Below are 12,257 nucleotides of genomic sequence, written 5' to 3' on the forward strand. Positions count from 1 at the left end.
GGTAGACTGAAAAGCATTTTCGGGAGATTGTTACTTGGCCAGAAAGAAAACCACTGCCTATGTTTGCAACGACTGTGGTGCGGATTACACCAAGTGGCAGGGGCAGTGCTCCGACTGTGGTGCATGGAATACCTTGACTGAAGTGCGTCTCGGCGCCGTTGCCACCCCGGGTAGCCGCAGTGGCGGTGGCTTTGCCGGGGCTGCCGACGGTGTGGTGAACACGCTGGCGGAAATCGATCTGGCCGATATTCCCCGTATCAGTGCGGGTAGTCAGGAGCTGGATCTGGTGCTGGGTGGTGGACTGGTGCCTGGATCCTGCATTCTGGTGGGCGGCGAGCCGGGCGCAGGGAAAAGCACCTTGCTACTGCAAACCCTCTGCAAACTGGCAGAGAGTCAGGTGGCCCTCTATGTCACTGGTGAAGAATCCCCGCAACAGGTCGCCATGCGGGCCCATCGTCTGGGGCTGCCGGTAAACCGGTTGCAGATCATGGCAGAGACTTCCGTGGAAACGGTCTGTGCCACTGCCGCGCGGGTACAGCCCAGAATTCTGGTGGTTGATTCCATTCAGGTCATGCAACTTGAGGAGATTGCCTCGGCGCCCGGCAGCGTTTCACAGGTGCGGGAATGTGCCGCAATGCTGGTTCGCTACGCAAAACAGACGGGCACAGTGTTGCTGCTGGTGGGCCATGTCACCAAGGATGGCAGTCTGGCTGGCCCCAAGGTGTTGGAGCACATGATCGATTGTTCGCTGATGCTCGAGGGAACCAGCGACAGCCATTTCCGGACCCTGCGCAGCCACAAAAATCGCTTCGGTGCGGTCAATGAGCTGGGCGTGTTTGCCATGACCGACAGGGGGCTACGCGAAGTGGCAAACCCCTCCGCCATCTTTTTGCAACGAGGTGATGAGGTGGCTTCCGGCAGCGTGGTTATTGTGGTCTGGGAGGGCACCCGGCCCCTGTTGGTGGAGTTGCAGGCGCTGGTGGATGACAGTCACCTGAGTAACCCGAGGCGGGTGACCGTGGGACTGGAGCACAATCGGCTGGCGATGCTGCTGGCGGTGTTGCACCGTCACGGCGGAATCATGGTCGGTGATCAGGACGTCTTTGTGAATGTGGTGGGTGGCGTCAAGGTCTTGGAGACCAGTGCCGATCTGGCGCTGATCCTGGCGGTTATTTCCAGCTTCCGTGATCACCCGCTGCCCCGTGATCTGGTGGTCTTTGGCGAGGTGGGCCTGTCCGGGGAGATCAGGCCTGTGCAAAACGGTCAGGAGCGACTGCGAGAGGCCGCCAAACATGGCTTCAAGCGTGCCATAATCCCCTTTGGTAATGCCCCTCGCCAACCGATCAAGGGGATGGAAGTGATACCGGTGCGCAAACTGACCGATGCGCTGGATGCGCTTGGCTAATGCCTCCCTGCCCGCGTCTCCCATGCAAAACCCAAAATTGACTTTGCCCGGTTCCGGGCGTAAATTCCTCCACCTTGCTTAGGCAACAGGTTCTCGACGCAGCGTTCAGTGCGTCGGGTGAAACGGGAAGTCGGTGCGCTCCATGACGCCAGTCAAAGGCAAACCCGACACTGCCCCCGCAACGGTAATTGAGTGAACCCGCAGTACGGGTTCAAACGCCAGATCACACAGCCACTGTGCACATGCATGGGAAGGCGATCTGGCAGGGGAAACCGCTCATGAGTCCGGAGACCGGCCTGTCGCTACGCAAACGAACCACGGGGTGTGGTTGCGTTGGTGTCGACAGTTTTCCTGTTTCATCGCCAATCATAACTCCGTGGACTGATCTCACTCAGCACGCGTTCGGGGTCGAACGCCGGAGACTTGTTAATGAAAAAATTTCCTCCCGTCAGTTGCCTGGCACTCCTTGTCATCTCTATTGCCAGCGCACAGGCTGCCGAAACGGCGATTGACACTGAAACCGGTAAAAATAATCTTCAGGAAGTCGTGGTCACCGCGTCCCTGGCACCGGTTCAGTTGCAGCAGACCGGCAACGCCATTCATGTTATTTCCTCCCGGGATATCGAAGTCAGTGGTGCCGCCGTGGTCAGTGACCTGTTGCGCGATGTGCCCGGTATCGCCATCAACCGGAGTGGTCCACTCGGTTCCACTACTCAGTTGAGAATGCGCGGTGCCGAAGGCAACCATGTGCTGGTGTTGGTGGATGGTGTTGAGGTGAATGACGGTGCCCAGGCCGATGAATTTAACTGGGCTCACATGTCTACCGCCGGGGTTGAACGGATCGAGGTGGTGCGGGGTGCACAGAGCGCCCTTTGGGGCAGCGATGCTGTGGCGGGGGTAATCAATATAATTACCCGTCAGGCAGACGAGCCATTTCAGGCGCAGGTTTTCTCCGAAGGCGGCAGTCATGGCACCAACCATACGGGCTTTGTTATCGGTGCCAGTGCCGGGACAGCTCGCATCAACCTCAGTGGTTCTCACCTGTCTGCCGACGGCGACAATATTTCCCGCTCTGGCAGTGAAGATGATGGCTATCGCAATAGCACGCTCAACCTCAACGCCGGCTGGCGACCGCTGGATAACCTGGGCCTATCCCTGACGGCTCGTCAGACAGAAGGTGAAAATGAATTTGATGGCATTGATGACCTGATTACCGGTTTGCCGGAGGACGGCAACCATGAATCAGATTTCCGACAGCGCTTTGTCCGCGCCCAGGCGGACTTGTCCCTGCTGGATAATCGCTGGCAGCACCGGGTCGCTCTGGCTGTCAGTCGCCACAACAATGAAAACTATACCGATGGCGCGACCACCGGTTCGAATGCCACGCGGAAAAAACAGTACAGCTACCTCACCAGTTTCAGCTGGGATGAGCAGACCCAGCGCCTGTCGCTGCTGCTGGAGCGGGAAACCGAGGATTTTCGTCAGCGAGGCCCCATTCTTTTTGGTGACCCGAACCAGAATCAAAGCCGCGAAACCGACAGTGTGGTACTGGAGTACCGGGTGGTGTTGTGGGATGACCTGACACTGGGTGCCAGTGTGCGTCACGATGACAACAGTGAGTTTCAGAATGCCTACACGCGGCGCTTTGATGCCAGTTACCGCATCCCCGCATCCGCCACGCGTTTGCGTGCAAGCTGGGGCACCGCGGTGAAAAACCCCACGTTCTCCGAGCGCTTTGGTTTCTATACAAATTTTGTCGGCAACCCCGACCTGCGCCCGGAAAAGTCCACCAGTTGGGATGTGGGTGTCGATCAGTCACTGTTTGATGACCGGTTGATACTTGGCCTGACCTATTTCCGCGCCCGTCTGGAAAATGAAATCAACGGGTTTGTCTATGATCCGGTTGCCTTTGCCTTCACAGCAGAAAATGTCGATGGTAACAGCGACCGGCAGGGTGTAGAGCTGACCTTTGATGCCAGCCTGACGCCGACCCTGTCCCTCAAGGGCAGTTACACCTACACGGATGCCACTGAGCCAGACAGTGGCGGTCGGGATGTGGATGAACTGCGTCGGCCCCGCCATCTCGGCAGTACGACGCTGAACTGGCAGGTGGCTGAACGCCTCAATATTGTTCTGAATGCCCAGTACAATGGCCACCAGGATGACCAGTATTTTCCACCCTGGCCGCAACCTTCAACACGGATTGAACTGGATGATTACACGCTGGTGAATCTGAGTGCCCAGTATCAGGCGGGCAAATCACTGACCATTTATACCCGGCTGGAAAACCTGCTGGATGAAGATTATGAAGAGGTTTTTGGTTATGAGACACTCGGTTTTGGTGCCATGGTGGGTGTTCGCTACAGCTTCACCCAATAAGTTGTCAGCTCAGGGAGCTGCGTAGCGTGACCGATTTCAGCAGACTCGGGAAAACCCGAGTGTTATTGTCCTGGAGCAGTGGCAAGGATTCCGCCTGGGCGCTTTATCAATTGCAGCGGGATCCCACCGTGGAGGTGGTCGGGTTGTTGACCACCTACAATCAGGCGTTTGCCCGCTCGGCCATCCACGGCGTCCGCCTGAACCTGGTACGCGCCCAGGCGGATGCTGCCGGCTTGCCGCTGTTGGCGATTCCCCTGCCCTGGCCGTGCAGCAATGAGCAGTATGAGCAGGCCATGCGTACCGGGCTGGAGGAAGCCATACAGCAATTCTCACCCGACGCCATTGCCTTTGGCGACCTGTTTCTGGAGGACATTCGCGCCTACCGCGAAAGCCGTATGGCACAGACCGGGCTTGAGGTATTGTTTCCGATCTGGGCTACGCCCACAGATCAACTGGCCCGGGCCATGGTGGACAGTGGCTTGCAGGCACGTGTGACCTGTCTGGACCCCGGTAGGATGCCCCAGTCACTGGCGGGCGCCGCGTTCAATCTGGATTTTCTGACGAAACTGCCGGCAAAGGTCGATCCCTGCGGGGAGAATGGTGAATTCCACAGCTTTGCCTGGAACGGGCCGATGTTCAAATGGCCGATACGGGTTGAGGTGGGTGAAACAGTGACTCGGGAGGGGTTTTTGTACACTGACCTGAAAGAGGTGGTGGCTTGAGGGTTGTCTCGCTGTTGCCCAGCGCCACAGAGATCATCTGTGGCATTGGACTCCGTGACAGTCTGGTGGGTGTCACCCATGAGTGTGATTTTCCGCCCGACGTGGTGGGATTGCCGGTGGTGACTGCTTCCAGGATTCCCAAGGGGCTGGCCAGTGATGAGATCGATACGCTGGTCAGTGACCAACTGGAAACGGACAGTGCGCTATACAGTCTGAACGAGCCGGTGTTACGGGGGCTCGCCCCTGATTTGATCGTCACCCAGGCCCTTTGTGACGTCTGTGCGGTCTCTGCCGGTGAGGTGAATGAGATGGCCTGTCAGTTGCCCGGTGATGTTCGGGTGGTCAATCTGGAACCCACCTGTCTGCAGGATGTTCTGGATACGGTGTTACTAGTGGGAGCGGCGGCGGGTTGTACCGCGGCGGCCGCTACCTATCACGCCGAGCTCTGTCGCCGGGTCAATCAGGTGGCGGCGCGGACAGCGGCGGCTGTGCCGGCGTTGCGTCCCCGAGTGGCAATTCTGGAGTGGCTTGACCCGATCTACGATGGTGGGCACTGGTACCCGGAGTTGATCGAGCTGGCCGGTGGCACGCCCTGTTTTGGCGAGCAGCAGCGGCCATCCCGCCGCCGCTCATGGGGTGAGCTGATGGCCGTGGCACCGGATGTGGTGGTCGTTTCATTGTGCGGATTTGACTTGGAGCGCACGGCCCTGGATATTCCCCTGCTGACAGGCAGATCAGGTTACGGCATGCTGCCAGCGACAGTATCCGATCAGATCTATATGGTAGACGGCAACAGTTATTTCAGCCGTCCCGGCCCCCGGTTGGTGGACAGTCTGGAAATACTGGCCAATCTGCTGCACCCCGAAATTCACCCGCTGCCCCAGGGTATGATGGGCGCAGTGAAAATTCCGAATACCCCCTGAGGAAATGCAATGACCGACAAACACCAGCAGAAGATGCAGAAGCTCAAGGAAAAAGTCGACGCAGGTATAGCGGCCGCAGACCAGGAGCGCGGTGTGATGATTTTGCTCACAGGTGATGGCAAGGGTAAATCCAGTTCTGCCTTTGGCATGGTGATGCGGGCACTGGGCTATCACTATAAGGTGGGTGTGGTGCAATTCATCAAGGGTGAGCAGCTCTCGGGCGAAGAGCTATACCTGCAGGAAAAGTGCCCGGAAGTGGACTTCTACCAGATGGGCACCGGCTTTACTTGGAATACCCAGGATCGTCGTGGTGATATGGAGGCCGCCTTGCGCACTTGGCTGGTGGCCAAGCGGATGCTGGCCGATGAAAGTTTCCATCTGGTGGTGCTGGATGAGTTGACCTACATGCTCAGTTTTCAGTATCTCGATGAGGCGGAAGTGCTGGATGCATTGCGCAACCGACCGTTCAGTCAGAGTGTTGTGGTGACCGGCCGCGGTGGCGGGGCGGGGCTGCAGGCGCTGGCGGATACCGTCTCCGAGATACGGGACGTCAAACACGCCTATCGCGCCGGTATTATGGCACGGCGCGGTGTGGACTTCTGACGGGCCGACCGTTGCATCGTCTTCCCCCTCGGGCCTTTATGGTGTTTGCCCTGGTTTTGCTGCTGCTGGCTGTATTGCTTGGCTTGCTCGTGGGCCCGGTACAGATTGCTCCGGTAAAACTGCTGACGCTCTGGTCTGCTGATCAGGATATGGACGGTCGTGTGCTGGAGCTGATTCGTCTGCCACGGGTGTTGTTGGCGGCTCTGGTCGGTGCCTGTCTGGCCAGTTGCGGTGCCGTGATGCAGGGTCTGTTTCGCAATCCACTGGCCGATCCCTCCCTGATCGGCGTTTCCAGTGGCGCCTCGGTAGGCGCCAGTTGTGTGATTTTCTTCGGTGGTTTTGGCTTCCTGGGCCCCGGGTTGGGGCTGCCAGCCATTGCGATCGGTGCCTTTCTTGGCGGTATGGCTGCCACGGCCGTCGTTTACCGGCTGGCAACCTCGGTAACCGGCACCTCTGTATCCACCATGTTGCTCGCCGGAATTGCCATTACGGCACTGGCGGGGGCGGTAACCAGCCTGTTCAGTTTCTTTGCCGACAATGAAATGCTGCGTCGCATCAGCCTCTGGCAAATGGGTAACCTGGACAGTGCCAATTGGCACCGTGTGATGGTAATTGCCGCGGTGGTGATACCGCTGGTATTGGTCCTGCCGCGCGAAGGCCGTGCGTTGAATGCCATGTTGCTGGGAGAATCCGAGGCCCGCCATCTGGGGATTGGCGTCGAGCAGCTGAAACGGCGATTGATCGTACTGACGGCACTCGGGGTTGGTGTGGCGGTGGCGGTGTCGGGTGTGGTCGCTTTTGTGGGGCTGATTGTGCCCCATCTGGTGCGGTTGCTGATCGGGCCCGATCACCGTTACCTGATTCCCGGTTCTGCCCTGTTGGGGGCGGTGTTGCTGTTGCTGGCGGATACCGGGGCCCGGACCCTGATGTCGCCAGCTGAATTGCCCACCGGGGTGATCACGGCCCTGCTGGGGGCACCATTCTTCGTTGCTCTGTTGCTCCGGCAGCGCCGGGATCTGGTGAGTTAGCGCGATGCTGGAAGCACAGGGTCTGTCATTTTCCATCGCCGGGTTTTCGCTGCTGCGGGATATCGATTTGCGTGTGGAGCCGGGCAAGGTCACGGCCATTATTGGTCCCAATGGGGCCGGTAAAACCAGCCTGTTACGTCTTCTGACAGGCGAACAGCGGTCCACGGCGGGCAACATTGCGCTGAGTGGCCGGCCACTGGGGGACTGGTCGCCGACACAGTTGGCCAGCGTCATGGCGGTGTTGCCCCAGAGTTCACGGCTCGATTTTCCCTTTACCGCCCGGGAGGTGGTGATGATGGGGCGTATTCCTCACGCCACTGGACTGGTCCGCGATACCGCCATTGTCGATGCAGCCCTGGCCGCTGTGGATGGCAGTTATCTGGACAAGCGTTTTTATACCCACATGTCCGGCGGTGAAAAGCAGCGCGTCCAGCTGGCTCGGGTGCTGGCCCAGATCTGGGAGCCGGTGACCGACCATGCCCGCGTGTTGATACTCGACGAGCCCACCTCTTCTTTTGATCTCGCACACCAGCAACTGACCATTACCAATATGCGCAGTTTTGCCGCTCAGGGCGTTGGCGTATTGGTGGTGATTCACGATCTGAACATGGCGGCCCGCTGTGCCGACCAGCTGCTGGTATTGAGTTGTGGGCGGATTGCCGCCTTCGGTTCGCCGCAGCAGGTGCTCACAGCCACGACGATCAAGCAGGTCTTCAATGTGGACGTGTCCATCGGCATCAACCCGCTGACGGGCACGCCACTGGTGATTGCCTGAGATGCCCCGAACTCTACTGATACTTTTGTTGGCATTGTGCGGAGCTGCGGTGTCTGCAGAAATCCGTGTTCAGGATGATATCGGTGAACAACTTGTGCTCGAGGGCCCGGCCCAACGGGTGATTACTCTGGCGCCTCACCTGACCGAATTGGTATATGCCGTGGGTGGTGGTGACCAGATGACTGCTACTGTGGCCTGGAGCGACTTTCCCGCAGCGGCAAAAGCCCTGCCGGTGATTGGCTCCAATAATAAAATCAATTACGAGGCCCTGCTACAGTATCAGCCGGATCTGGTACTGGTATGGTTGAGCGGCAATGGGGAGAGCATGATCAAACGGCTCAAATCCCTGGGCCTGAACGTCTATGTCAATAAGCCCCGCCACTTGGACGATATTCCCCGCAGCGTGTTGAATATCGGCAAACTGCTGGGTCGCGAAGATACCGCGGAGCCTGTGGCTGCCCAGTTTCGCCAGGCCATAAAAACACTGGGTGATGAGTACGGTCAGTCGCGCCCGGTGACGGTGTATTACCAGATATGGCAGTCACCACTGATGACCTTCGGTGGCAGCCACCTGGTCTCGGATGTGATGGCACTGTGCGGTGGGCACAACGTGTTTGCCAATACCGCAGGGCTGGTGCCAAGACTGAGCGTGGAATCAGTTCTGGCAGCCGATCCGGAAGTCATTGTGGTGGGGCAGTACACGGAAGCCGGGACAGCGTTTGATTACTGGCGTCAATGGCCACAATTGCGTGCCGTCGCCGGTGGACATATTTACGATGTAGACCCCTATCTTTTACACCGTCATACCCCACGTATCGTTAAGGGTGCCCGGCAGTTGTGCGAGGCTATCGATCACGTCCGGTGACATAATGCCGGACAAAGTATTATTGCACCCGTAAAAAAGCCGCCCGGAGGCGGCTTTTTCCTGTTCACATTGACCGGTAAACACAATCGGTACAGTAGCAAATCCTCAGATATCGTAGCCCCTCTCATCATGCTGGGAGATATCCAGCCCCTGGGTTTCCTCCTCGTCGTCTACTCTCAGACCAACCATCAGGTTAACCAGCTTCAACAATACAAAAGTCAGTATGGCAGTATAGGCAAGCGTACTGAGTACCCCGATAAACTGGACTTTTAGCTGGGAATCCATCGCCATACCCTCGGCATAGCCCTGACCGCTGAAGACGCCGAGGTCGGCGGAGATGAATATCCCGGCTAGCAGGGTGCCGAGGATCCCTCCGATGCCGTGTACCGGGAAGACGTCGAGTGAGTCGTCAATCCGGAAGCGCAGTTTGAGCATCTGGGTTGCAAAATAGCAGATGATGCCGGCGCTGAAGCCGATCAGCACTGCACCGCCGGGGCCGACAAAGCCCGATGCCGGGGTGATGGTGCCGAGACCCGCCACCATACCTGTAACGATACCCAGTACCGAAGGCTTGCCGTGTTTGATCCACTCCATCATCATCCAGGCCAGTGAACCGGTGGCGGCAGAGATGTGGGTTACCAGGATGGCCATGCCCGCGTCACCGTTGGCAGCGAGAGCCGAACCGCCATTAAAGCCAAACCAGCCAACCCAGAGCATCCCTGCCCCGGTAACGGTCATGGTCAGGTTGTGCGGCATCATTGGCTGTTGCTGGAAGCCACGGCGGCGACCCAGAACGATCGCCGTCACCAGCGCGGCAACCCCAGCGGTAATATGCACAACCGTGCCACCGGCAAAATCCAGCAGCCCCATTTCAGCCAGCCAGCCACCGCCCCACACCCAGTGGGTAATCGGCACGTAGACCACCAGCAGCCAGAGGCAGCTGAACAGCATGACTGCCGAAAAGCGCATACGTTCGGCAAAACCGCCGACAATCAGCGCCGGGGTGATAATGGCGAAGGTCATTTGAAACATGAAGAATACAGTCTCGGGGATATCTCCGGCCAGACTATCTTTCGTTACACCAGCCAGCATGATATTTTGCAGGTTGCCAATCCAGGCATTCATTGAGCCGCCATCACCGAAAGCCAGGCTATAGCCGCAGATCAACCATATCAGTGAGGCCGCACAGGTAATGGCAAAGCACTGCATTAATACCGACAGCACGTTTTTTGCTCTGACCAGCCCGGCGTAAAAAAGCGACAGACCGGGAATTGTCATGAACAGCACCAGCGCAGTGGCGGTCAGAATCCATGCCGTATTTGCACCATTAACGGCCTCTGTGTGACCCATAGTCGGTGCAAGCAAGCTTAATAACAGTGCATACAGGGTGGTGCGGTGTCTTACAGACCTGAACATAATTAATCCCTCACAGTATTGCACTATAAGTGTGCAATATTTTGGCTCATGCTGGTGCTAATGCATCAGAATAGAGCGATTTTTTTGTTTTTTAGCCTTAAACAAGGCGTTCAGATAAGGTTTCGCAAATGCTGTGCCAGAAAAGTCGATTTGGCGCTACTATGGTGCTTGAATTCTTTTGGTCTCCGTATAGAGCGGATATCAATATGTCTGCTTGCCGACGACAAGGACTTGATTCAGGATTGATAGAAACCAGAAACTCACAAGAACCGCTGCGGTTCTGTGTCCGGAGGAGTGATGACCATGTCCAATGAAAATGATGACTTGCGTGACCAATTGGCCACGCTGCACAACGAGCTAGAAAAGGCAAAGACACTGGATCCCGAAGACCGGGATATGCTGGGACATCTAATGTCTGACATGATACGCATTGCCCAGGGGGATCTCGAAAAAGAGCCTCACCATGAATCGTTGCGGGAGCAACTTGAGCGAAAGGCCGGTGACTTTGATCTGGACCACCCCCGCCTGGCAGGCGTCGTGCGTCAACTGCTGGATTCACTCGGGAAAATGGGTATCTAGCTCTGAGGCTCTAGCGGTCCGGGTTGATGGAGTCTATTGGGAAATGGAGAGAAGAGTCTTTGGTCTGATTGTAGTCGGCGCGCTGATTGTCGGCTGTGCCGGCTCCGATACAAATGAAGACAGCGATAACTACATTGGCTGGGTCTGTAGTGGTGCCAGGCAAAGTGATGACTGGTCCTGTGATATGCGCGAAATCAGGAACGGTCGGGCGGTTGCCACATCAACGGTGGCGGCAGTAGGGGAAGCGACAGTTTCCGATGGACAGGGCGTCAGCCCGTCTTCCGAGCGGGACCGGCACAACCTGCAGGTTGTCCCTCCTCCCAGTCAGGACTGGCGAAACCAGTTACCGGGGCTTGACAGCACGCCAGTGATCTCCGAGTCAGAGTCGTCGACTCTGGTAGAGCGTAAGCTGAGGGAGCGGCCGCCCCGTGTCCCCGAGCCGGTACCCTCAGTCGTGGCAAGAAAGACTTCGCCCTCACCTGCATCAGCGCCTCAAACCTCTGTCGCAGAACCGGTCGCTTATGCACTGGGGGACGATATCGGAGGTGACTTGTCCATTGATGCCAAAAAGCCGGCGTATACCCTGCAACTGGCGGCTTTCAAGGATCCCGCCCAGATCAGACTATTTGTTGAGCGACATCGCCTCGGTGATCTGGGGGTACAGCAGTTCCAGTCCTATAGCGAGAAACAGCACTGGCAATTGCTGGTCTGGGGCACTTTTGAGAGTCCGGCCAAGGCGCGGGAGGCCTGGCGGGCCATCGCCAGGCAGTATCCCGGCGTTGAGCCATGGGTCAGATCAATGAGTTCCCTGGACATGGAGTCCAGTCAAGCGGTAGCTGTGGATGGTTGATCGGGCCGAATCCCCCTCGGAGAGACTCACGGTATTCTACGACGGTGCCTGCCCCATTTGCGTAAGAGATCGCCGTGCCTATGAAAAGCTGGCCGGCGAGCGCGACAATGTCTGCTGGGTGGATATCACGGGTGCAGAAGCTCGATTGCGGGAGGCGGGTATTGATCCCCGAAAAGCCCTCACCGAGTTGCATGTGCAGGATGGAGAGGGCAATATCTTTTCAGAGATAGATGCCTACCGGTTGCTGATGGCGAGGATTCCGCTATTGAAGCCTATCGGTTGGCTGATCGGGTTGCCATTGGTGCGTCCGATCCTGAGCAAACTTTATCGCTGGTGGGTTCGCCGCCGGTTGATACGTGACGGGAGGCTTTGATGGCTACCAACAGCGAGGTGATGGTCGGTAACCTGTTTTCGAACATTCCTGTGTTGACACTGGGTGAGCTTTTTGAGGACGTGATTGTTACCGACTTCACTCGCATCCAGCGGATTGTATCCAGGGGGCAGAGTTCCCCGGAGGGTTTCTGGTATGACCAACCGGAAAATGAACTGGTGGTGATTATTCAGGGGAAAGGTGTGCTGGAGTTCGACAATGGTGACCGAATGGACATGGAAGTGGGCGATTTTGCCGCCATTCCGGCACACCGCAAACACCGTGTTGCCTGGACCGATCCCGATACCGAAACGATCTGGCTGGCTATATTTTATTAGAGCC

13 protein-coding genes and 1 riboswitch are annotated in these 12,257 nt (G+C 57.4%); of the genes, 12 read left to right on the forward strand and 1 reads right to left on the reverse strand.

Annotated elements, in window-relative coordinates; all coding sequences use genetic code 11:
• Positions 1–34: 34 nt before the first annotated feature.
• From radA to U740_RS03995, 8 genes are all read left to right on the forward strand, one after another.
• The gene (radA, locus tag U740_RS03960) at positions 35–1,405 is read left to right on the forward strand and encodes a DNA repair protein RadA (RefSeq protein ID WP_036859125.1); all 1,371 of its coding nucleotides are present in this window, start codon (positions 35–37) and stop codon (positions 1,403–1,405) included.
• Between the two features lie 70 nt (positions 1,406–1,475).
• Positions 1,476–1,719, forward strand: a riboswitch (cobalamin riboswitch).
• A 115-nt stretch (positions 1,720–1,834) separates the two neighbouring features.
• On the forward strand, positions 1,835–3,784 hold the full coding sequence (locus U740_RS03965) for a TonB-dependent receptor plug domain-containing protein (RefSeq protein ID WP_036859127.1): 1,950 nt from the start codon (positions 1,835–1,837) through the stop codon (positions 3,782–3,784).
• Positions 3,785–3,810: 26 nt separating this feature from the next.
• Positions 3,811–4,506: a Dph6-related ATP pyrophosphatase gene (locus U740_RS03970; protein WP_036859130.1), complete on the forward strand. Its 696-nt coding sequence runs from the start codon at positions 3,811–3,813 to the stop codon at positions 4,504–4,506.
• Positions 4,503–5,429: an ABC transporter substrate-binding protein gene (locus tag U740_RS03975; RefSeq protein WP_036859133.1), complete on the forward strand. Its 927-nt coding sequence runs from the start codon at positions 4,503–4,505 to the stop codon at positions 5,427–5,429. The genes U740_RS03970 and U740_RS03975 overlap by 4 nt, the downstream gene beginning before the upstream one ends.
• A gap of 9 nt (positions 5,430–5,438) precedes the next feature.
• Positions 5,439–6,032, forward strand: coding sequence for a cob(I)yrinic acid a,c-diamide adenosyltransferase (gene cobO / locus U740_RS03980; protein WP_036859135.1), 594 nt, complete (start codon positions 5,439–5,441; stop codon positions 6,030–6,032).
• Between the two features lie 11 nt (positions 6,033–6,043).
• On the forward strand, positions 6,044–7,060 hold the full coding sequence (locus U740_RS03985) for a FecCD family ABC transporter permease (RefSeq protein ID WP_407674692.1): 1,017 nt from the start codon (positions 6,044–6,046) through the stop codon (positions 7,058–7,060).
• A gap of 4 nt (positions 7,061–7,064) precedes the next feature.
• Positions 7,065–7,835 (forward strand): heme ABC transporter ATP-binding protein, encoded by a 771-nt coding sequence (locus tag U740_RS03990; protein ID WP_036859139.1) that lies wholly within the window; start codon positions 7,065–7,067, stop codon positions 7,833–7,835.
• Between the two features lies 1 nt (position 7,836).
• Entirely contained in the window at positions 7,837–8,700 is an 864-nt protein-coding gene (locus U740_RS03995) for a cobalamin-binding protein (protein ID WP_036859141.1), read from the forward strand.
• A 105-nt stretch (positions 8,701–8,805) separates the two neighbouring features.
• Here the strand turns inward: U740_RS03995 and U740_RS04000 are convergent, their stop codons facing one another.
• Entirely contained in the window at positions 8,806–10,116 is a 1,311-nt protein-coding gene (locus U740_RS04000; RefSeq protein WP_036859143.1) for an ammonium transporter, read from the reverse strand.
• A gap of 303 nt (positions 10,117–10,419) precedes the next feature.
• Here U740_RS04000 and U740_RS04005 point away from each other — a divergent pair, with 303 nt between their 5' ends.
• From U740_RS04005 to U740_RS04020, 4 genes are read left to right on the forward strand one after another with little or no spacing between them, the layout of a single operon-like run.
• Complete coding sequence (locus U740_RS04005; RefSeq protein ID WP_160172042.1) at positions 10,420–10,695, forward strand: DUF4404 family protein; 276 nt, start codon at positions 10,420–10,422, stop codon at positions 10,693–10,695.
• Positions 10,696–10,738: 43 nt separating this feature from the next.
• A complete protein-coding gene (locus U740_RS04010; RefSeq protein WP_036859148.1) occupies positions 10,739–11,545 on the forward strand; it encodes an SPOR domain-containing protein in 807 nt (268 codons plus the stop codon).
• Positions 11,538–11,918, forward strand: coding sequence for a thiol-disulfide oxidoreductase DCC family protein (locus tag U740_RS04015; protein WP_036859151.1), 381 nt, complete (start codon positions 11,538–11,540; stop codon positions 11,916–11,918). Before U740_RS04010 ends, U740_RS04015 begins: the two co-directional genes overlap by 8 nt.
• Entirely contained in the window at positions 11,918–12,253 is a 336-nt protein-coding gene (locus tag U740_RS04020) for a cupin domain-containing protein (protein WP_081890835.1), read from the forward strand. Before U740_RS04015 ends, U740_RS04020 begins: the two co-directional genes overlap by 1 nt.
• The last annotated feature ends 4 nt before the right edge of the window (positions 12,254–12,257 follow it).

It is taken from the genome of Porticoccus hydrocarbonoclasticus MCTG13d (assembly GCF_000744735.1).
Classification (GTDB): Bacteria; Pseudomonadota; Gammaproteobacteria; order Pseudomonadales; family Porticoccaceae; genus Porticoccus; species Porticoccus hydrocarbonoclasticus.

Excerpts from the sequence above, each read along its gene's own strand:
- U740_RS03990 (WP_036859139.1), top strand. The coding sequence starts at position 7,065 with ATGCTGGAAGCACAGGGTCTGTCATTTTCCATCGCCGGGTTTTCGCTG.
- U740_RS04005 (WP_160172042.1), top strand. The coding sequence starts at position 10,420 with ATGTCCAATGAAAATGATGACTTGCGTGACCAATTGGCCACGCTGCAC.
- U740_RS04010 (WP_036859148.1), top strand. The coding sequence starts at position 10,739 with ATGGAGAGAAGAGTCTTTGGTCTGATTGTAGTCGGCGCGCTGATTGTC.
- U740_RS04015 (WP_036859151.1), top strand. The coding sequence starts at position 11,538 with ATGGTTGATCGGGCCGAATCCCCCTCGGAGAGACTCACGGTATTCTAC.
- U740_RS03995 (WP_036859141.1), top strand. The coding sequence starts at position 7,837 with ATGCCCCGAACTCTACTGATACTTTTGTTGGCATTGTGCGGAGCTGCG.
- U740_RS04000 (WP_036859143.1), bottom strand. The coding sequence starts at position 10,116 with ATGTTCAGGTCTGTAAGACACCGCACCACCCTGTATGCACTGTTATTA.
- U740_RS03965 (WP_036859127.1), top strand. The coding sequence starts at position 1,835 with ATGAAAAAATTTCCTCCCGTCAGTTGCCTGGCACTCCTTGTCATCTCT.
- cobO (WP_036859135.1), top strand. The coding sequence starts at position 5,439 with ATGACCGACAAACACCAGCAGAAGATGCAGAAGCTCAAGGAAAAAGTC.
- U740_RS04020 (WP_081890835.1), top strand. The coding sequence starts at position 11,918 with ATGGCTACCAACAGCGAGGTGATGGTCGGTAACCTGTTTTCGAACATT.